Genomic DNA, 19974 nt, shown 5'->3' on the forward strand with positions numbered 1-19974 from the left:
CGGTCTTTCCCAAGCCTAGGCGCTACCTTAGATTAGCCCATCAGGCATGAACCTATTTCTTCAGTCCGATTCAGGTCCACTCCACTTCGTCGGTATTGGCGGCGCGGGGATGAGTGCGCTCGCCTTGGTGGCCCTCCGCCGCGGCGTGAAGGTGACCGGGTCGGACTCCGACATCAGCGGCGTTGGGGAAATGGTGGCCGCCGGCGCGGAGGTGCGGGCGGGCAGCGCCGTCGAGCTGATCCACCGGACTACCACCGTCATCGCCAGCGCCGCCATTCCCGCCGATCACCCCGATCTGGTTCGGGCCCGCCAGCTCGGGATTCCAATGGTTTCGCGGAAGGACGCGCTCGCCGGCCTCATCGGCTCGGCCACCTGCGTGGCCATCGCGGGCACTCACGGAAAGACGACGACGACGGTCATGGCCACCGAGGCGCTCGCCGCCGCCGGCCTCGACCCGACGGGATTGGCCGGTGGGCGGGTGCCCGATTGGGGTGGCAACGCCCGGCTCGGTGGGACCGACCTCTTCGTGGTGGAAGCCGATGAATACGACCAGGCGTTCCTGACGCTCCGCCCGACCATCGCGGTGGTCAATAACGTCGAGCCCGATCATTTGGAGTGCTACGGCTCCGTCGAGGCGATGGAGGCGGCCTACGTGACGTTTGCGGGGCGGGCCTGCCGAGTCCTGGTCGGGAATGACGGGCCGGGTTCCGACCGGGTCGCCGCCCAGCTGGAGGCGGGCTCGGTCTGGCGCTTCGGTCCCGGCGCGCCAGACCTCGGCGTCGACATTCGGCGGCAGTCCGCCGCCGGGACCGAGGCGGCGGTGAGGTTTCCCGACGGGGTCGAGATCACCGTTGAGTTGACGGTGCCCGGGGTTCACAATCTCCGGAACGCGACGGCGGCGTTAGGTGTGGTCGGGGCGCTCGGCGGCGACCGGGAACGGGCGGCGGCGGCGCTCGGACGGTTCACCGGCGTGGGCCGCCGGTTCGAACGGGTGGGCGAGGTGGGCGGCGTCACGGTGATCGACGACTACGCCCACCATCCCACGGAACTGGTGGCCACGCTCGGGGCGGCGCGCCAGGCGTTTCCGGGCCGGCGGCTGGTGGCCGCGTTTCAGCCCCACCTATTCAGCCGCACCGCCCTGCACAGTGACGCCATGGGCGCCGCGTTGGCAGCCGCCGATGTGGCCGTCGTCACCGACATCTACCCGGCGCGTGAAGCTCCGATCCCCGGGATTACCGGCTCCTTGGTGGCGGAGGCGGCTATTCGCCGCGGCGTTCGAGTGATCTACCAGCCAATCCGGGCGGACGTGGCCGAGACCATCCGAGCGGTGCTCCAGCCGGGCGATGTGCTGATCACCCTTGGGGCAGGCGATATTACCCGGGTCGGCCGTGAGCTGTTGCCGGTCCTGGCATCCGGATGAGACGGTGGTGGGTGGCCGGGTCGGTGGTTTCGGTGGCCGTGCTGTGGCTCCTCGGCCCGTCGGCGCTTCGGAAGCTGGAGATCTTCCGGGTTCGGCGGGTTGAAGTGCTGGGAGCCCGGTACCTGAGTGCCGCTGAGGTGACCCGGGCGTTGGCGCTCCGCCCGGCGGCCAGCGTCTTCGACGAGACCGCACCGCTGGCGGCCCGCGCCCTGGCAATCCGCGGCGTTCGGTCCGCGGTGGTCCGGACTCGACTCCCCGGAACACTCGAAGTCGAGATCGAGGAGTTCGAGCCGGTGGCACTCGCCCCGATCGACGGCAAGTTGACCCTAGTGGATCGACGTGGACGGTCATTACCCTTCGACCCGACTCGGGCCGGCACGGACTTGCCGGTGGCCGAGGCCGATCCGGCGGTGGCCGCCCTGATCGACCGGGTCCGGGATGCCGACCCCGGGTTTTTTGGAGCGGTCACCTTGGCCAGCCGGGAGCGAAATGTGATCGTGGTTGAAACCGCCCGCCATCGAGTGTTGTTTCGGGTTGGGGCATCGATCAAGGACATCCAGGCAGCCGGCGCGGTCATCGCGGAAGTGGTTCGCCGCCGAATGGCGGTGACCGAGCTTGATGCTCGGTTCGAAGGTCGGGTTGTCGTGCGGGGGAGGCGGGGATGACCGGAACTACCCAGCGGCTGGTAGCCGCACTCGATCTGGGGTCAACCCGGGTGATCGCGACCATCGGTGAAGTTACCGGCGACCCGCGGTCCCCCGGGGTTCGGGTCTTAGGTGTCGGCTCCGAACGGTCCACTGGGCTCCGGCGGGGCGTGGTGCGCGACATCGAAGAAACGACCCGGGCCATCGTTCGAGCCCTCAAGGACGCCCAGCTGATGGCCGGGGTGGAGGTGGGGACCGTCTACGTCGGCATTGCCGGCGAACATGTCGCGGGCCGCCTCTCGCACGGTGTGGTGTCCGTCACCGGAAATGAAATCCGGACCGCGGACGTGGCCCGGGTCAACGAAGTGGCCGCCAACATCGCGTTCAGCCGCGATCACGAGTTGCTCCATGCGGTGCCGCAGGACTACTTGGTGGATCAGCAGGGCGGGATTGCCGATCCGATCGGCATGATCGGTTCCCGGCTCGAAGCGCAAGTGTATTTGGTGACGGTCCTTTCGAGCGCCGTGGTCAATCTTCAGAAGTGCATCGAGAAGGCCGGCTTCCGGGTCGGAGAATTCGTCCTTGAGCCGCTGGCCGCTTCGCTGGCGGCGCTGAGCCCGGACGAGCGGGAGCTCGGCGTGGCGGTGGTCGAACTCGGGGGCGGCTCCACCAACCTCTCGGTATTCCAGAACGGGAAGATCTGCCACACCGCCTCGCTGATGTTCGCGGGCAGTCATGTCACCAACGACATCGTGCACGGCCTGCAAGTGACCCAATCGGAAGCGGAGAAGCTCAAGGAACGGTTCGGCGCGGCCTACGAACCGCTGGTTCCCGACAGCGACACGATCGAGTTGCCCTCTGGGCCCGGTCAAGCGCCCCGGTCGGCCCATCGACGCGTCCTCGCCCATATCATGCACATGCGGCTCCAGGAGATCCTGGAACTGGCCCTCGATGAGTTGACCCGAACCGGGTTCCGCCAACGGCTGGCGGCCGGGGTGGTCCTCTCAGGCGGAGGCGCCCAGGCGGCGGGTATCGTGGAACTCGCCCGGGAAGTCTTGGCGCTCCCGGTCCGGGTGGCCGAACCAGCCAACGGGTTGAGCGGATTGGCCGATCGGATGGCCACCCCCCGGATGACGGTTTCGGCCGGACTCTTACTGTACGGCGCCAAACAAGTCTTGCAGAGTGGCGGGTTCGGGATGGCCGCGCGCCGATCGCCCGCCGTTGAAAAAATGATCGGTCCCGTCAAACGTTGGTTACAGGATTTCTTTTAAGATCGAGAGGACAGAGGCCATGACCTTCCGGATCGAAGAGCCACCGGTCCAAAATGCCCGGATGAAAGTCATCGGGGTTGGCGGTGGGGGCGGGAACGCCGTCAATCGGATGATTGAAGAGCACCTGGTCGGGGTCGAGTTCGTCTCGGTCAATACCGACGCCCAGGCGCTGGTGAGCAACCGGGCCGACGTGAAGGTCCAGATCGGCAAGAAGCTCACCCGGGGACTCGGAGCGGGCGCGCGGCCGGAGATCGGCCGCCAAGCCATCGAGGAAAACCGCGACGAGGTGCTCGAGGCCATGCAGGGCGCGGATCTCGTGTTTGTCACCTGCGGCATGGGCGGGGGCACCGGCACCGGGGCCGCTCCGATGATCGCCCAGATGGCCCGTGATATCGGGGCGCTGACGGTCGGCATCGTCACCAAGCCGTTTCTCTTCGAAGGCAAGAAACGGATGAAGCAGGCGGAGACCGGCATCATGGAAATGCGGACCCACGTCGATACCATGATCGTGGTGCCGAACGAGCGGCTGTTGGCCGTCGTCGGGAAGGGGATTCTTTTTCAGGACGCCTTGAAGAAGGCTGACGATGTCCTGCTCCAGGCCACCCACGGCATCGCCGGGCTGATCACCGCAACGGGCATGATCAACGTCGACTTCGCCGACGTCCGGACGGTGATGCAGAACGGCGGATCGGCCCTGATGGGCACCGGGTTCGGTCACGGCGAGAACCGGGCCCTCGAGGCCGCTCAGCAGGCGATCACCAGCCCATTGCTCGACAACATTTCGATCCACGGCGCCTCCGGCGTCTTGATTCACATTGTCGGCGGCGATCTGACCATGGACGAGGTCACCCACATGGCCGAGATCGTTCATGACGCCGTTGGCGACGAGGCCGAGATCATCTTCGGTGCGACCATCGACCCCTCGCTCAAGGGTGAAGTCCGGGCCACGGTCATCGCCACCGGGTTCGACCGCGCGGTCACCGGCGAAGCGCCGTTCGCCGGCAGCCGCCCGCAAGCCGGCGTGTTGCCATTCCCGGCCTCGAAGCGAACGGTGGTCTCGGTCCCGTCGCATCAGCCGACGCCACTGCCGAAACCCTCGATCCAACCGAGGGCGAGTGCGCCCCAGGACGTCCCCGATATGGAAATCCCGACATTCATCCGGCGCCAGATGGACTGATGCGGCGTCGGCTCGCGTTCTGGATCACGGTCACGGTCGTCATTGGGGCGGCCGTTTTTGCCTTGCGGGGGGACGGTGGGAGTCCCGTACCCCCGCCGGCCGGTGCCAAGGCGAACCTGACGACGGACTCCGACACCCTCCAGCCCGGTGAATCCCTGGGCGATGTCTTCGGCCGCCTTGGCATTGACGGCGGCGAGGTTTCCCGCCTGGTTGAGTTGTTAGGTATCGATCCGCGCCGGGTGCCGGCCGGCTTCGTGGTCCAGTTCGGTCACCTCGACTCGGCCTCCGGCGCCATGGCGATCACGGTCAGAACTCGGCCCGAGGAGGAGACGATGCTGGCCCGAGTCGGCCCCGATTGGATCGCAACTCGGCGCGCCATCCGGTGGGAAACGAGCGTTGACCGGGTCGTTGGCCACATCGAATCGTCACTGGCCGAGGCCCTGGAGCGGGCGGAGACCTCGGCGCCGGTGGCCGGAGACGCTCGGAGTCGCTTGGCGTGGGACTTGGCCGATGTGATGGCGTGGCAAGTCGACTTTACCCGCGACGTGCAGGTGCAGGACCGGTTCGCCGTGGTCGTCGAGCGCCGGATCTCGGAACGGGGGGAATCGCGGCTCGGGCCCATCCTCGCGGCCGAATTTGGAGGTCCGGAGCCGTCGGCTCACCGCCCATCGGTTCGAGACGGGGGCCGGGCGGACCGAGTACTTCGACGGCGACGGCGTCTCTGTTCGGCGAGCGTTTCTCCGGGCGCCGGTCGAATTCCGGCGGGTGTCCTCGGGGTTCAGTCGGTCCCGGCGTCATTCCATTCTCAATATTTGGCGCCGGCACCAGGGAGTCGACTACGCGGCGGCTTCCGGTACCCCGGTCATGGCCGCCGGTGATGGTACCGTGCGAACGGCCGGGTGGTCCGGCGGATCCGGGAAAATGATCGAGATCCTCCACCGAAACGGCATCACCATCCGGTACGCCCACCTGCGGGGCTATGCCCGTGGCATCCGGCCCGGTGGCCGGGTGACCCAAGGGTCCGTCGTTGGGTACGTTGGTTCAAGCGGTCTCGCCACCTCGGCACACCTTTACTATGAGTTTCGGCAGAACGGCGCCGCCCGCGATCCGTCTCGGGTCGAGTTGGGCACCGGCGAACCAGTTCCAGTGGCCAGCCGGGCCGCCTTTCTGGCCGAGCGAGACCGGCTCCGATCGCTGCTGTTTCCATCGAACCCGGTGTCCGCCGCGGTGGCCGCGGACCGCGACTAGGTGGTCATCGTCGCCGTGGTCATCGCCGCCATCGTCCTCTCGGGCGGGGTGTATTGGGGCTTGGAGCGGCTCGGATCCGCCGCCCTCGTCCCGGCCGCGCTCCGGGCCGGCGCGTGGCTGATCCTCGGCCTGCTGCTCCTGGATCTTTCCTGTGCCAGGCCACCGGAAGCCGGCCGCCCCCTGGTGCTGCTCGACGCCTCGCTGAGCATGGCGGGCGCCGGTGGACGTTGGGCCGAGGCCAGGGCCGCAGCCAACGGGGCCGGCGAGGTCCGGCTGGTCGGAACGTTAGGCGCCGACTCGCTACCAACCGGTGGTCGGTCAATGCTCGCCGGGGCGGTCGCCGCGGGCGCGGCGAGCGGCCGTCCGGTCTGGCTCGTCACCGACGGTGAGCTCGAGGACGGGTCCGAGATCCCCGCCGACATCCTGGCGCAGGCCGGGATCAAATTGTTTGCTCGCCCGCGCGGGCCCGACCTGGCGTTGGTGCGGGTTTCGGGGCCCGAGCGCATCGCGGTTGGTGACACCCTCCGACTCGATGTGGAAGTGTCCGGATTCGAGGTCCCCGACCGAACCCAGGTAACCCTTGACGTGTCGTCCGGGGACGTCCGTTGGCTTTCGGCCACCGTTCCCCTCACCAACGGGTCCGGGGCGGTCGTCATCGAAGGGGCGCTGCCCCCAACGGCCGTTCCAGGACGCCACCTGCTCACGCTTGCCCTTCGAGACGCCCGGGACGGGGAACCCCGGACGGATCGGCGACTCCACGCGATCGTCGTGCTCCCGACCCCGGGCATCGTGGTCGTGGCCAACCCGGCCAGTTGGGAAAGCCGGTTCTTCTTCCGGACTATCGGCGAGGTCGCGGCGCTCCCGGTCCGGGGATACTTCGCGGTGGCCCCCAATCGGTGGGCCCGGATGGGCGATCTCACCCCGGTATCGGCCGCCGAAGTCGATCAAGCCGTGGCCCGGGCCGATCTCCTCGTCCAGTTCGGTGACGGTCCCGATCGGAGCCGCCGGAGTGCCGCGCGCGGCCGATTGGACTGGGTGGCGACGTCGAAGACCTCGCTCCCGGCCGAGGGCGACTGGTACCTCCTGCCAGGTGGGGTATCGCCGGTGTCGGGCGCCTTCGTGGGCTTGCCGGTTGATAATTTTCCACCGGCGGCGGCGCTAGTGGCGCTCACGCCGGGCCCGGGCGACTGGGTTGGTCTGGTCGGTCAGCTGAGCCGGCGGGGGGGCGAACGTCCGGCAGTGGTGGGCCGGGATTCCGCGGGGCGCCGCGAGGTGCTGGTCGGGGCGGCCGGTCTGTGGCGCTGGGCGTTTCGCGGCGGCCAAAGCGAACAGGCGTACCGCGCGTGGGTGGCCGCGACGACAACCTGGCTTCTGGGCGCCAGTGATTCGGCAACCGGCCGGGCCCGGCCGGTTCGGGCGGTGGTCGCCCAGGGGCGGCCGGTGGTGTTTGAGCGCCTCCGGCCTGATGTCAGTACCCTTCGCGTCGATCTCCGCCACCCAGCCGGCGATCGGTCCGACACGCTTCGGTTCGACGGGTCTGGACGAGCCGAGCTGTTCTTGGCTCCCGGGAGGTACGACTACCGGCTCGAGGGCGGCGGAAGCGGGCTGGTGGGCGTTGAGGTCTACTCCGAGGAGTGGCTGCCCCGGCCGGTGGTCGTGCCGGAGCGGGAAGCCACCGCCGCGCCGCCGGCCGGGCGAGCCCCGCTTCGGGACCAACTGTGGCTCTTCGCGCTGGTCATCGTGACGCTCTCGGGCGAGTGGTGGTGGCGGCGCCGGGCCGGGCTTCGATAGTACTAAGTTCCAGCATGACATCCTCCCGGGTTACCCAGGCCAAGAAATCGTCGCTCTGGGGTAAGCTCAAGAGACTGGCCCTGACCGACGTGGGCGCGTTGGTTCGGGGCTTCAAGGCCGCCGACCTCGAGGCCATGGAGCGGGTGCTACTCGAATCGGATTTCGGGATCGCGGCCACCACCGATATTCTCGACGACTTGGAATCTCAGGTTCGTCGGGGCAAGCTCAAATCCGAGGATGACGTCAAGCGGGCGATTGCCGAGCGGGTCGCGGTGCTGTTGGCGGGACCGGCCGCCCCGGGAACGCTCCGGCGCCCGGCCTCCGGACCGACCGTGCTCCTCGTGATGGGGGTGAACGGCACCGGCAAGACCACGACGGTGGCCAAACTGGCTGCCCGGTTCAAGCGCCAAGGCGACTCGGTGCTGCTCGTGGCCGCCGACACCTACCGGGCCGGCGCCATCGACCAATTGAAGATTTGGGCCGATCGCATCGGAGTGCCATGTGTCAGCGGGGCACCGGGAGGTGACCCGGCGGCCGTCGCGTTCGACGGCCTGGAGGCGGCCTCCGCCCGGGGGGCGAGTCTGGTCATCATCGACACGGCCGGTCGGCTTCATACCCAAGACGGGCTGATGGACGAGCTCCGGAAGGTGGGGCGGGTCATCAGCCGGAAGATCACCGACGCCCCGCATGAGGCGTTTCTCGTCCTCGATGGCACGGTGGGCCAGAATGCGGTCCAACAGGCCAGGGCCTTCACCCAAGCGATTCGACCAACCGGGTTGGTGATTACCAAACTCGACGGCACCGCCCGTGGCGGGGCGGCGGTCGCGCTCCGCCGGGAACTCGACGTGCCGATTCGGTTTCTCGGGCTTGGCGAAGGCCTCGACGATCTCGTCGAATTCGATCCGCTCGCGTTTGGACGAGAGTTGGTCGAAAGTGGTGCCGATGAGTGACCGACTCCTCACCTAGATTTTCGAGCGGCTCCAAGGCCCCGATCCGCCTGGACATGTCGGTCAAGTTCTTGAAAGGGATCGGCGAACGACGCGCTGAGGGACTGGCCCGGCTCGGCATCGAGACCGCGCACGACCTGTTGTGGCACCTCCCCCACCGATACATCGATGCATCGTCAGTGACCCCGATCGTCAAGCTCGCGGTCGGCGCCGATGCCGCCGCGGTGGGGCGGGTCGTCGCCAAAGGCATTCTGCCGACCCGGAAGGGCCTCCGGATCTTTCACGCCGTCCTCCGCGACCAGACCGGGGCCATCGAATGCGTGTGGCCCGGCCAGGCGTTCCTCGATCGGAGTATCGTCGTCGGGCAGACCCTCCTCGTGGCCGGCCCGATCCGGTTCTACCACGGTCGCCAAATGGCTCCGCGAGAATTCATCGTCCTGGCGGAGGAGGGCGACGATGATTCGCCGGACCCCTTGGCAGCCGGCCGGGTGCTGTCGGTCTATCCGGCCACCGAGGGCTTAAGCCACAAGCTGATCCGCGGGGTCATTGACCGGCACCTCGACAGCCTGGTCGCCCTCTCGGCCGAAATTCTGCCCGACGACCTCAGGGTCCGGTTCCAGCTTCCAGCCCTCCCAGAGGCACTGCGGGCCGTGCACCACCCGACCTCGGTTGCCGAGGCAGAGAGGGGGCGGCGGCGATTGGCGTTGGATGAGCTGCTCGACCTCCAGGTCATGCTCGGACGGGCCCGATTCATCGCCAAACGGGGCCGCCAGGGAGTGGCGTTTGAGAATCGGCGGGACTTGACCACCCGGCTCAAGGCCACGCTACCGTGGCCGCTGACCGAGGATCAACGGCGGGCGCTCAAAGAAATCATCGGCGACATGACGGCGCCGGACCGGATGCACCGGTTGCTGATGGGCGACGTCGGTACCGGCAAGACGGTGGTGGCTCTGTTCGCCATGCTTCTGGCCGTCGAAAACGACTACCAGGCTGCCCTGATGGCCCCGACCGAGTTGTTGGCCGAGCAACATTACGCGACGCTATCCCGGATGCTCGAGCCGCTCGGCATTGCCCCGGGCCTTCTGGTCGGGCGGCTTGGCGTTCGCGAAAAGGAAACCGTCCGAAAACAACTGGCAAGCGGGGCGATGCGAGTGGTCGTCGGCACCCATGCCCTCGTCCAGGAGACGGTCACCTTCCAGCGTCTCGGCCTGGCGGTCATCGATGAGCAACACCGCTTTGGGGTCGAACAGCGGGCGGCCCTGATGTCGAAGGGCTCGGCGCCCGACGTTCTGCTGCTTTCGGCGACCCCGATTCCTCGGTCGCTGGCCCTGACCCGGTACGGCGACCTCGATCTCAGCGTGGTCAAACAGCGGCCGCCTGGGCGGGGCACCATCCGCACCGCAGTGCGGGGAACGGCCCAACGGGATCAAGTCCTCACCTTTGTCGAGGCCGAGTGCCGGGCCGGCCGCCAGGCCTACGTGGTGCTCCCGGTCATCGATGAAACCGAGAAGGCTGACCTCCTGGCCGCCAAGACGATGGCGGATACCCTGATCGGCCGGTGGCCCGACTTGGTCGTTGGGCTGGTCCACGGCAAGCTCAAATCGGCCGACCGAGACCGGGTGATGCGAGCCTTCCGGGCCGGGGAGATCAGCGTGCTGGTCGCGACGACCGTCATTGAAGTCGGTATCGACGTTCCCAATGCCACGATCATGGTCATCGAGCATCCAGAACGGTTCGGATTGGCCCAGCTGCACCAACTGCGGGGACGGGTTGGGCGGGGCGGCCAGGCGAGCCACTGTGTCCTGATCAGTCGTTATCCGGCCACCCGGCTCAAGGCGTTCGCGGCCACCGACGACGGATTTCGGATTGCCGAACTGGACCTGGAGGAACGCCGCCAGGGAGACTTGCTCGGGCAACGGCAGTCGGGCACGGCGGACATTCGGGTAGCCAGATTTCCGGACGACAATGACTTGCTGGCGACGGCCCGGGAACTCGCCGAGGCGGTTCTCGGTGAGGATCCTGGCCTCGACATGACCCGAAACAAAGCCCTCAAGGCCAAGGCGTTGGCCAGGTATCCAAACGCGGAAGTCCTTTTTCGGGTTGGGTAAACGGCTAGAAAGACAATTCACATTATACTATTGTTGAAAAAGGACAAAATGAAACGAGTACTGCAATTCATCTTTACGCTGGTGTTGTTGGTGATGCTCACCGTCACCATCCGGGCCAGCTTGGGGGAGAACGTCTTCACGGCCGGCGGCCGGCTGTGGGCCGATTGGTGGTTCAAGGCCACCCTGGTCGACGCGTATTCCGGGTTCGCGGCGGTGTTCGTCTGGATTGGTTGGCGAGAACGATCGGGATTGGCCCGGGCCACCTGGTTCGTCCTCCTGATGACCCTCGGAAACATTGCGATTGCCGCCTACTTCCTCCTGGCTCTCAAGGACCTCGAAGGCCCGGGCATCGATGGCCTGTTTACCCGGAAGGCGGCGCGGGCGTGACCCCGATGCTCGGCGGGTTGGCCCTTGCCCTCGGGCTTCTGACTCTGGTGTGGGTTGGCAGCGTGGCACGGAAGGATGCCAGTTTGGTCGATCGGTTCTGGGGCCTCGGCTTCGTGGTGCTGGCCGCGTACTACTGGAACACCGCTCTGGAACCGCCGGCCGACGCCCGGGTGGTCCGGAACCTGACGCTTGGACTCGTCGGCCTCTGGGGGCTCCGCCTCTCCGGGTACCTCACCTGGCGGAACTGGGGCCACGGCGAGGATTATCGGTACCAGTCGATGCGCCGGGCGGGCGGACCCCGATTCTGGTGGGGCAACCTGTTCACGGTGCACTATCTCCAGGCCGTGATCATGTGGTTCGTGTCGTTGCCCCTGCTCGCAATGTTCCAGGGCCGGGCGTCCCTCGGGCAGCCGATGGTCTGGCTTGGGCTCGGCCTGTTTGCCGTCGGGTTCTTCTTCGAGGCCGCCGGCGACTGGCAGTTGACCACGTTTCGGGCCAACCCGGCCAATCGCGGCCGAGTCCTCGACTCCGGGGTGTGGCGGTACACACGGCACCCCAACTACTTCGGTGATGCCTGTCTCTGGTGGGGCTTCTACTGCCTCGCGGTGGCGGCGGGAGGCGCCTGGACCGGGTTGAGCGCTCTGGTGATGACGGCCCTGTTGCTGAAGGTGTCCGGTGTTGTGTTGTTGGAAAAGAAATTGATCGAGACCAAACCCCAATACCGGGAGTACGTCGCTCGGACCAGCTCCTTTATTCCCTGGCCCCCCAAGCGATGACTGGTCGGGGAGACCCTCGGCTTCGGAGCCTGCTCGATCAGCTCACCGGCCATCGGCCCCTCGACCGGGCCGAGGCCCGTCACCGCGAAGCAATGCTCGATCTTTGCCGGTCGCCGGCCCCGTTTTCCGCGACGCAATTCGAGCCGGGGCACTTCACCGCCAGCGCCCTGGTGGTTTCAACCACAGCGCACCGGGTGCTGCTGATTCAGCATCCGACGCTTGACCGGTGGCTCCAACCCGGGGGCCATATTGACCCGGAAGATGCGACCGTGCTCGACGCCGCGACTCGGGAGGTTCGAGAGGAAACCGGGTGTGAGCCCGAGTTCGACCCGACGGTCGTCGATCTGGATGTCCATCGGATTCCGGCCCGGGTTAATCGGGCGGCGCATGATCACCACGACGTGCGATTCATTGCCCGGGTAGGAGGGATGCCACCGATCGCGAGCGGGGAGGGCATCGGGGGCGAATGGTGCGACTTGGCGGTGGCGCTCCGGCGGGCCACCGACTCAGGGTTGGTCCGCCTGCTGACCAAGGCGGTCGGTGGTGGGCTGCTTCGGTAGTTTAGCGGCCGCCACCGTCAGCACTGGAAAGCAAACGCCCCAGACCACGGCCAGGGCCAAATAGCTCAGCCGCCGATCGGGCGCGAACCGAACCGCGCCAAGCGCCTCGCCGGCCCGAAATGCCAGCGGTCCGCCCACGGCCCCAACAACGGCCGCGAGGGCAGGCCGACCTCGAAGCCACCGAAAGCCGAAACGCAGCGTGGTTGCGAATTGAATCCAGAGGACGGCAATCCAGGGCGGGCAGAGCCAGGGTACCGCGCGCCATGGGCTCGCATAGCTGAGGATGCCGGCGGCCTGCAGGCCGGATTCGATCCCCAGTCCGAGGGCGGCGGCCAGGCCAAGGAGTCGGATCTCCGGTTCCGGGTCCGGGAGGGAACGGAGGTGGAGCCCGACAATCGCCAGCCCAACGCCGGCCCCGATAAATGGATGGCCGTTGGCGGCGCCCATGACGCACGCAAACCAGCCGATCTGCTGGCCCAGAACGTTCGCGGCGGGATGGGTCAACCCCATCCCGCCGCCGGGGACGAACGATGCTTGGGTTCGGACCCGAACCCGGGCGCTACCTGACCCCGGCGGTTTGCTCCTCCGCGACTGGCCGGGTCCGGAAGTCGAAGTGGGCTGCCTGCACCGTTTCGTAGTTGCGGGCTGTCCGAATCCGGGTGATACGTCGGCCGAAAATGTCGACTCGGCGCGTGGTGACCCCAGGGAAAATCGGCGAGACCTCGTACCACATGTTGGGCGACAGTCGGGGATACCGGAGCGTGTGCTCGGACTTCAATCGGGCTTGCATGTGCTGCGAGGACATCAGACAACCTCTCAAGGCTCGAGGGGTGGAACGGCCGGCCACCAGGGCCGTATCTCCGGAACGGCACCGAGATGCTGGCGACCCAAACATTGGTCAGATTTGTCAACACCGCAAGACATGAAAAACGAAGCACTGTATGGTTTGTTGACGCCCAGCTGTTCCCGGGATTACCTGCTAAAGACGGCCGGGCCGGTCCCGGCTTGCCCAGACCAAAGACCCCGGCCAATTGACCCCGTGTTCGCCTCCTCGGTACAATAGGCACCCGCACTAACGGAATCTCGGTATGAAGGACACAAGAATTGATCAATTGTCGGGGCTCGCGGACCAGGCGGTCACGATCCGGGGGTGGGTCACCACCACCCGGTCGAGCGGCAAGATTGCGTTCGTCGTGGTTCGCGATGGCTCCGCCTACGTCCAATGCGTCGTCTCGAAACGGGATGTGTCCGAGGAGATTTGGAACCGGGCGCTGACCCTGACGCTCGAAACCTCGGTCGTGGTCACGGGAACCGTCCGGCTCGACGCCCGCCAAGAAGGCGGCGCCGAGCTGAGCGTGACCGACCTCGAGATTCTCGGGCCGAGCGTCGACTTTCCAATCTCGCCGAAGGAGCACGGCACCTCGTTCTTGTTTGAGCATCGCCACCTCTGGCTCCGAAGCCGGAAGCAAGTTGCCATCGCCAAGGTTCGCCACCAAGTCTTCTTAGGCATCCATGATTTCTTCAACCAGCGGGGCTTCTGCCACGTCAGCACACCGATCCTGACCGGCAGCATCGGCGAAGAGGCGGGCAATCTCTTCTCGACCGAGTACTTCGATCTCGGGCAAGCCTACCTGGCCCAGACGGGCCAGCTGTACGTCGAGGCGGCCTGTGCCGCGCTCGGGAAAGTGTACTGCTTCGGACCGACGTTTCGGGCCGAGAAGTCAAAGACCCGGCGGCATTTGACCGAGTTCTGGATGGTCGAGCCGGAAGTGGCTTTTGCCGATTCCGCCGCCAACATGAGGCTCCAGGAAGAGTTCGTGAGTTCGTTGGTTGCCCGGGCACTCGACAAATGTCAGGTGGAGCTCAAGGAGTTGGAACGGGACACCGCGGCGCTCGAACGGGTCATCCCGCCATTCCCTCGGATTACCTACACCGACGCGGTGGCCCGGCTCAACCAGCTTGGCTCGGACCTCACCTGGGGCCAGGATCTTGGCGGCGATGACGAAACCCTGCTCTGCAAGGAATACGATCGGCCGATCTTCGTGATGAACTATCCGAAGGAAGTGAAGGCCTTTTACATGAAGGAAAACCCCGCCGATTCGAGGACGGTGCTGGGGAACGACTGCTTGGCTCCGGAAGGATATGGGGAGATCATCGGCGGGTCGCAGCGGGAGGATGATCCGGACCGCCTGCTGGCTCGGATCGAGGCCCAGGGGCTCGATCCGAAAGCCTACGGCTGGTACCTCGACCTCCGCCGCTATGGCACCTTCGTACATTCGGGCTTTGGGCTCGGGGTCGAACGGACGGTGGCCTGGATCTGCGGCGTTCCCCATATCCGGGAAACGATCGCGTTCCCCCGCCAGATCCACCGGCTGTACCCCTAACGTGGCCGCTTCGTCGTGATGAGCCACGCGACGTAGCCGGGGCAGAGGCCCATCGCGGTTTCGACCTCGGCCCCTCGGGAAAATTGGAGCAGGTCGATCGCGTCGGGCCGCAACGCGGCGAACCCGGGCGGTTCGGGGTCGGTCAGTTCGAAGCTTTCCGGCAGAGCCTGCTCGAGCCGGGCCCCGAGGTGATCGCCCACTCGGGTCCCGTCAATGAAAATCGCGGCCCGCCATTGCCCGGCCGCCGAGTCGACCGCCCGGCAATTGGCTGGGCCGGCCCGAACCACCGCTTGCCGCGTGGAACCCGCGCACGCCGCTGCCAGCGTGGCCGCCACGGTCAGCGGGGCTCTCATTTGCCGCCTCGCTCGCGCCGCTTGGCCTCATTCCAGAGCTCGTCGAGCGCGGCGAGCCCGGCCGTCGATGGATCAAGTCCGCGCGCCTCGGCCAGCTCCTCGACGCCCTCGAACCGGCTGCGGAATCGGGTGTTGGCGCGGTCCAGCGCGGGGCCGGGGACTACCCCAGCCTTCCGAGCGAGATTCACGACCGAGAACAACAGGTCGCCGAGTTCGTGATCCAGGGCCGCCGGGTCGCCGGCGCTCAAGGCCTCCTCCACCTCCGCGAGTTCCTCCCGGACTTTGTCGATTGGGCCTCGGGTATCGGGCCAGTCGAACCCGATGGCCGCCGCTCGCTCACCAAGCCGATAGGCGAGCAGCAGGTCCGGAAGCGACGCCGGCAAGCCTTTCAGGACGCCGCGGGACCCCTCCCGCTTCTTGAGGAGTTCCCAGGGTTCCTTTGGCCCCAAGTCAAACAGATGCGGATGCCGTCGCTTCATCTTGGTTTCGACATCCGCCCCCACCTGCTCGGCGGTGAATTCTCCGAGTTCCTCAGCCAGGACGAGTTGCCACGCCAGATGGAGCAGGAAATCCCCGACCTCGCGCCGAATCGCGTCGGGGTCCCGCTCGCCGATGGCCGAGTCGAGCTCGTGCACTTCTTCGATCAGGTAGGGGCGGAGCGTCTCCCGGGTCTGAACCCGGTCCCAGGCACACCGGGCTCGGAGATCGACCACCATCGCCATGGCTCGTTCAAGCGCTGACTTTTCTTGCATTTAGTCTCCCGGCCCTTATTGTACCCAATCGGGATAGACGCGGGGAGAGGGACGTGGAGGAACAGGGACCTTGGTTAACGGTGGATCTCGCAGCCGTTGTCCGAAATGCGCGACAATTCGCGAGCCTGGTCGGGGTCCCGATCATGCCGATGGTGAAGGCCAACGCCTACGGCCTGGGCGCGGTAGCCGTGGCCCGGGCCCTTGAATCGGTTGGGCCGTGGGGCTTCGGGGTGGCCACGCTCGCCGAGGCCCGGACGCTCCGGGAGGCCGGAATCGAGCGTCCGATCGTGGCGTTCTGGCCGTTTCGGCCCCAGTGGATAGACGAGTACATCGCGCTCGGGGTCCGACCCGCGATCGGCGATCTCGAAAGTCTCGACGCCTGGCTCGATCGTTCGCCGGGGCCCTTTCACCTCGAAATCGACACCGGAATGGGGCGGGCGGGTTTTCGCTGGCACGCCGCCGACGGGCTTGCCGCGTTGCCGGTGCGGCTCCGGCAGGCGGACGGGTTCGAGGGGGTTTTTACGCACTTCGCCTCGGCGGACTCCTCGGAATCGGCGACGATTCTCCAGTGGTCGCGGTTCGAGACGATCGTAGCGTCCCTCGGTTCGCCGCCGCCGCTGATCCATGCCGCCAACAGCGGCGCGGGGCAGTGGCGGCGGCGGTTCGCGGGGACCCTCGCACGGCCGGGCATCTTTCTCTACGGCGGGGAGGCCGGCTGTCTCGCCGGTGCGTCGGTGGCGCAATTGACGGCCGGGGTCGTCGCGGTGCGCCCGATTCGGGCCGGTGACCCGGTCAGCTACGCCGCGAGTTACCTGGCGGGCGCCGACGCCGAAGTCGCGACTCTGGCCATCGGGTACGCCGATGGTCTTCATCGAACGTTAGGCAACACGGGGGTGGTGTCGATCGGCGACCGGGAGTGGCCGATTGCCGGGCGGGTCACGATGGACATGACGATGGTGGTGGCTCCCGCGGGCGCGGTCCGGGTCGGCGACATCGCCACCCTGTTCGGCGGCCGGGTCGGGTTGGAGCGCCAGGCCGGCCGGGCCGGCACGATCAGTTATGAACTACTCACCGCGGTCGGATCCCGGGTGGTCCGCCGATACCTGGAGGGATGATGAACCCGCACCTTGCGACGCTGGTGTTCGGTTTGGCGCAACAGGCCGAGGGAGCTCTGGCGGGCCAGTTGCCCCCGGGGGCGGAGAAAATCCCGGGGATCACCCCGCGACAAGTGGCCCAGACTCTGATCGACACGTTAGGCATGCTCGAGAAGAAGACCCAGGGGCACCTCGAGGCTGACGAGGCCAAGCTCCTGGCGGACGCCCTGACGGCGCTTCGGTTTCGCTTCGTCCAAAGCGGCGACTCGACGTGAGCCGCCGGGCGGCGCTGATCGTTCTCGACGGCCTCGGGATCGGACCGGCGCACGATCAAGCCGCGTATGGCGACGCGGGCAGCAATACCTTGGGCAACGCCCTGGCCCAGGCATCGCAATGGTACCCGGAGGGGTTCGGTTTGCCGGAATTGGAGCGGCTGGGAGTCGGTCGCTGCGGCACCTTGGCCGGGATCAGTGGAACCGCGGCGGGTTCGGCGGCCTATGGGACCGCCCAACCAGCGAGCCCGGGCAAGGACAGCATTACGGGCCACTGGGAACTCACGGGCGTGGTGCTCGATCGGGCGTTTCCGACGTTTCCGGAGGGGTTCCCGGCGGCTCTGGTCATGGCCTTTTCGGACCGGACCGGCCGGGGGGTGCTGGCAAACCGGCCGGCGTCAGGTACGGCGATCATCGAGACCTTCGGATCGGAGCACCTCCGGACCGGCCACTGGATCGTCTACACCTCGGCCGATAGCGTGCTGCAGATTGCCGCGCACGAGGGCGTGGTCCCGGTCGAGGAACTGTACCGGGCTTGTGAGTTAGCGCGAACCCTCTGTACCGGGCCCTGGGGCGTGTCGAGGGTCATTGCGAGGCCATTCGAAGGCGGGCCCGGTCATTGGGTTCGGACCGCCCGCCGCCGGGACTTCTCGCTGCCGCCACCCGGGGCCACACTGCTCGATCGGCTGGAACGGGCCGGCCAGCCCCGGATCGGGATTGGGAAGGTCGACGACCTTTTTGCCGGACGGGGCATCCAGAGTACGCACGCTGCGACCAACGAGGCGGCCTATCGGCTGCTGGAGGAGGCCCTGCGGGTGGCAACGGCCGGATTCATCTTCGCCAATGTCATCGAGTTCGATCAGACGTGGGGCCACCGGAACGACGTGCCGGGATTCCTGCAAGGGCTCCGGGAACTCGACCAGGCCGTCCCCAGGCTTCTCGGGAACGTGCAACCGGATGATTTGATTATATTTACGGCCGATCACGGGAACGACCCGACGACCCCATCCACCGACCACTCGCGGGAGCGGGTCCCGGTGTTGATCTACGGCCCGAAAGTCCGGCCGGTCGGGATCGGCGAACGGACGACGCTCGCTGACGTTGGGCAGACGATTGCGGAGTTCCTGGGAGTGGAGCCGCTCTCAGCCGGACGCTCGTTTTTAACGGAGGTGTGGTCTGGCTGATGCGGTGGTCGAACAGGCCTGGGCGGTCCGGCAACGGGCGTACGCCCCCTACTCGGGATTCCAGGTCGGGGCGGCGCTCGAGGCCACCAGCGGCCAGGTGTTCGTGGGGTGCAATGTCGAGAACGCCTCGTACGGTCTGACGATCTGTGCTGAGCGGGCCGCGGTGGTCCAGGCGGTCAGTTCAGGGATTCGGGAGTTCCTCAGGATCGTGGTGGTGACCGGTACGGAACCGCCGGCGGCTCCCTGTGGTGCCTGTCGGCAGGTGCTGGCTGAGTTCGGGGTGGACTGGGTGGTAGAGGCTGTGGGACCGTCGTCGACCAAACGATGGCGGATACGAGATTTATTGCCCGATTCATTCGGGCCGGAGTCGTTGGCATGAGGAAACTATTCGCTGGCCTCGCGACAGTCATCGCCGTGGCGGCGTGTCAGGAAAACATCACTACTCCGGGTGATTGCCCAACCCTCTGTCCCGGGGAGCAGATCATCGTCCGGGACACGACGATCCTCGCGATTGCGGGGAGCGACTCGGCGTTTTTCGGCTATTTCCCTCGGGCTTCCAACACGGTGCTCCTGGTCTCATCCGGGCTGGCGGCCGGCGAACTGCGGTCGTTTCTGGTGTTTCCGAAGCAACGCCGCGATTCGATTCAAGTCGATGGGGCCCAGCGGGCTCTGATCGTCGACACCATCTCGATCTCATTTTCGCTCCAAGCCCGCGACAGTACGGCCAAGAATCTCATGCTGTTCCTCCACCGCGTCCCGATCACGGTGGATACCGCCATCACGTTCGATTCGCTCCAGGCGCTGATCGCCGGAGCGCCGGCGTTCGACAGCATCGCGGTCGCGGACACGGTCAAACTCGGCAAAATCGAAGCGCTGTTTGTGGGCCCCCGGCTCGCCCTGATCGATGGTCCCGAGGCGGACAGCGGTCGGTTTGCCCTTGGGCTCACCGTCCGGGCCGACAAGCCCACTGGGGTCCGCTTGGGTGGCGGGTCGGGGCTCACCTCCGGCCCCTTGTTCGAAACCCGCGGGAAAGTCGACGTCAGCGATACGGCCAAGCAACGGCAGCGAACGTCGGTTCGGCCCGACGCCGCCGACAAGCTGGGCTACGTTGGCAACCGCGACCTCGCGGTTGGGGCCAACCCCGACCTGCTCTACATCGGAGGGCCGCAAGCCGCCCGGTCGATTCTTCGCTTCGCGATCCCGAAGTTCATCCTGGATTCGTCTCAGATCCTCCGGGCCACCCTCGAGTTGACACCGGCCGCTCGGCTCGACGGCTTGCCGAACAATCCGGGAGGGGACTCGATGGCGGTTCGTGGCGTGGCCGCCGATCTCGGGGCCAAGTCCCCGCCGCTCGGGGCTGCCGGACTGTTGGTCAAGGGGGGATTGGGCCAAGGCACCACCAACGCGACCCAGGCGGACATGTTCTCAATGGTGTCTCAATGGCAGGTGGCCGGCGGGCCGCCGCCGGTGGTATTCATTGCCCATTTGGACGAACCCCTGGGCGGCGGCTTCATGCAGCCGGTGTTCTACTCCACTCGGTCGCCAACCGGACAACCGAGACTTCGATTGACGTATGGGCTGCCGACCCGCCCGGGGAGGCCGTAGC

22 protein-coding genes are annotated in these 19974 nt (G+C 66.8%); 18 read left to right on the forward strand and 4 right to left on the reverse strand.

Translation table 11 applies throughout. The annotated features are described in order from the left end of the window. The first annotated feature begins 46 nt into the window (after positions 1–46). Genes murC through EXR94_04000 form a run of 12 tightly spaced genes read left to right on the forward strand, consistent with a single transcriptional unit; the run spans position 47 to position 12329 of the window. Entirely contained in the window at positions 47–1420 is a 1374-nt protein-coding gene (gene murC, locus EXR94_03945; GenBank protein MSR01879.1) for a UDP-N-acetylmuramate--L-alanine ligase, read from the forward strand. Further along, positions 1417–2085 (forward strand): FtsQ-type POTRA domain-containing protein, encoded by a 669-nt coding sequence (locus EXR94_03950; GenBank protein MSR01880.1) that lies wholly within the window; start codon positions 1417–1419, stop codon positions 2083–2085. The genes murC and EXR94_03950 overlap by 4 nt, the downstream gene beginning before the upstream one ends. Beyond that, positions 2082–3335 carry a cell division protein FtsA gene (gene ftsA / locus EXR94_03955; GenBank protein MSR01881.1) on the forward strand — a complete coding sequence of 418 codons (1254 nt, stop codon included), beginning with the start codon at positions 2082–2084 and terminating at the stop codon, positions 3333–3335. Before EXR94_03950 ends, ftsA begins: the two co-directional genes overlap by 4 nt. A gap of 19 nt (positions 3336–3354) precedes the next feature. Beyond that, positions 3355–4512 (forward strand): cell division protein FtsZ, encoded by a 1158-nt coding sequence (gene ftsZ / locus EXR94_03960; protein ID MSR01882.1) that lies wholly within the window; start codon positions 3355–3357, stop codon positions 4510–4512. Continuing rightward, complete coding sequence (locus tag EXR94_03965; GenBank protein ID MSR01883.1) at positions 4512–5390, forward strand: hypothetical protein; 879 nt, start codon at positions 4512–4514, stop codon at positions 5388–5390. Before ftsZ ends, EXR94_03965 begins: the two co-directional genes overlap by 1 nt. Next, the gene (locus EXR94_03970; GenBank protein MSR01884.1) at positions 5377–5760 is read left to right on the forward strand and encodes a M23 family metallopeptidase; all 384 of its coding nucleotides are present in this window, start codon (positions 5377–5379) and stop codon (positions 5758–5760) included. Before EXR94_03965 ends, EXR94_03970 begins: the two co-directional genes overlap by 14 nt. Next, positions 5761–7551: a hypothetical protein gene (locus EXR94_03975; GenBank protein MSR01885.1), complete on the forward strand. Its 1791-nt coding sequence runs from the start codon at positions 5761–5763 to the stop codon at positions 7549–7551. Between the two features lie 14 nt (positions 7552–7565). Next, positions 7566–8501, forward strand: coding sequence for a signal recognition particle-docking protein FtsY (gene ftsY, locus EXR94_03980; GenBank protein ID MSR01886.1), 936 nt, complete (start codon positions 7566–7568; stop codon positions 8499–8501). Then, complete coding sequence (recG, locus tag EXR94_03985; GenBank protein ID MSR01887.1) at positions 8498–10606, forward strand: ATP-dependent DNA helicase RecG; 2109 nt, start codon at positions 8498–8500, stop codon at positions 10604–10606. Before ftsY ends, recG begins: the two co-directional genes overlap by 4 nt. A 48-nt stretch (positions 10607–10654) precedes the next feature. Then, a complete protein-coding gene (locus EXR94_03990; GenBank protein ID MSR01888.1) occupies positions 10655–10993 on the forward strand; it encodes a DUF1475 domain-containing protein in 339 nt (112 codons plus the stop codon). Between the two features lie 5 nt (positions 10994–10998). Further along, on the forward strand, positions 10999–11769 hold the full coding sequence (locus EXR94_03995; GenBank protein MSR01889.1) for a DUF1295 domain-containing protein: 771 nt from the start codon (positions 10999–11001) through the stop codon (positions 11767–11769). Beyond that, positions 11766–12329, forward strand: coding sequence for an NUDIX domain-containing protein (locus tag EXR94_04000; protein MSR01890.1), 564 nt, complete (start codon positions 11766–11768; stop codon positions 12327–12329). The genes EXR94_03995 and EXR94_04000 overlap by 4 nt, the downstream gene beginning before the upstream one ends. Here the strand turns inward: EXR94_04000 and EXR94_04005 are convergent. Together EXR94_04005 and EXR94_04010 are read right to left on the reverse strand one after the other, a co-directional pair. Continuing rightward, positions 12276–12839, reverse strand: a complete 564-nt coding sequence (locus EXR94_04005) for a DUF2878 domain-containing protein (GenBank protein ID MSR01891.1) — start codon at positions 12837–12839, stop codon at positions 12276–12278. The genes EXR94_04000 and EXR94_04005 overlap by 54 nt on opposite strands. Positions 12840–12888: 49 nt before the next feature. Then, positions 12889–13134 carry a hypothetical protein gene (locus tag EXR94_04010; GenBank protein ID MSR01892.1) on the reverse strand — a complete coding sequence of 82 codons (246 nt, stop codon included), beginning with the start codon at positions 13132–13134 and terminating at the stop codon, positions 12889–12891. 283 nt (positions 13135–13417) lie between these two features. On the opposite strand from EXR94_04010, the gene EXR94_04015 reads away from it, so the two are divergent. Continuing rightward, the gene (locus EXR94_04015; GenBank protein ID MSR01893.1) at positions 13418–14713 is read left to right on the forward strand and encodes an asparagine--tRNA ligase; all 1296 of its coding nucleotides are present in this window, start codon (positions 13418–13420) and stop codon (positions 14711–14713) included. Here the strand turns inward: EXR94_04015 and EXR94_04020 are convergent. Further along, entirely contained in the window at positions 14710–15066 is a 357-nt protein-coding gene (locus EXR94_04020) for a hypothetical protein (GenBank protein ID MSR01894.1), read from the reverse strand. The genes EXR94_04015 and EXR94_04020 overlap by 4 nt on opposite strands. After that, positions 15063–15818 carry a nucleoside triphosphate pyrophosphohydrolase gene (locus tag EXR94_04025; protein ID MSR01895.1) on the reverse strand — a complete coding sequence of 252 codons (756 nt, stop codon included), beginning with the start codon at positions 15816–15818 and terminating at the stop codon, positions 15063–15065. Before EXR94_04025 ends, EXR94_04020 begins: the two co-directional genes overlap by 4 nt. On the opposite strand from EXR94_04025, the gene alr reads away from it, so the two are divergent. Genes alr through EXR94_04050 form a run of 5 tightly spaced genes read left to right on the forward strand, consistent with a single transcriptional unit; the run spans position 15803 to position 19973 of the window. Continuing rightward, positions 15803–16933: an alanine racemase gene (gene alr / locus EXR94_04030; GenBank protein MSR01896.1), complete on the forward strand. Its 1131-nt coding sequence runs from the start codon at positions 15803–15805 to the stop codon at positions 16931–16933. The two genes, EXR94_04025 and alr, sit on opposite strands and share 16 nt — an antisense overlap. Next, positions 16930–17187: a DUF1844 domain-containing protein gene (locus EXR94_04035; protein ID MSR01897.1), complete on the forward strand. Its 258-nt coding sequence runs from the start codon at positions 16930–16932 to the stop codon at positions 17185–17187. The genes alr and EXR94_04035 overlap by 4 nt, the downstream gene beginning before the upstream one ends. Beyond that, positions 17184–18368: a phosphopentomutase gene (locus EXR94_04040; protein ID MSR01898.1), complete on the forward strand. Its 1185-nt coding sequence runs from the start codon at positions 17184–17186 to the stop codon at positions 18366–18368. Before EXR94_04035 ends, EXR94_04040 begins: the two co-directional genes overlap by 4 nt. Positions 18369–18372: 4 nt before the next feature. Further along, a complete protein-coding gene (locus EXR94_04045) occupies positions 18373–18747 on the forward strand; it encodes a cytidine deaminase (GenBank protein MSR01899.1) in 375 nt (124 codons plus the stop codon). Then, the gene (locus EXR94_04050) at positions 18744–19973 is read left to right on the forward strand and encodes a hypothetical protein (protein ID MSR01900.1); all 1230 of its coding nucleotides are present in this window, start codon (positions 18744–18746) and stop codon (positions 19971–19973) included. Before EXR94_04045 ends, EXR94_04050 begins: the two co-directional genes overlap by 4 nt. The last annotated feature ends 1 nt before the right edge of the window (position 19974 follow it).

The sequence above is a fragment of the Gemmatimonadota bacterium genome, from assembly GCA_009692115.1.
Taxonomy (GTDB): domain Bacteria; phylum Gemmatimonadota; class Gemmatimonadetes; order Gemmatimonadales; family GWC2-71-9; genus SHZU01.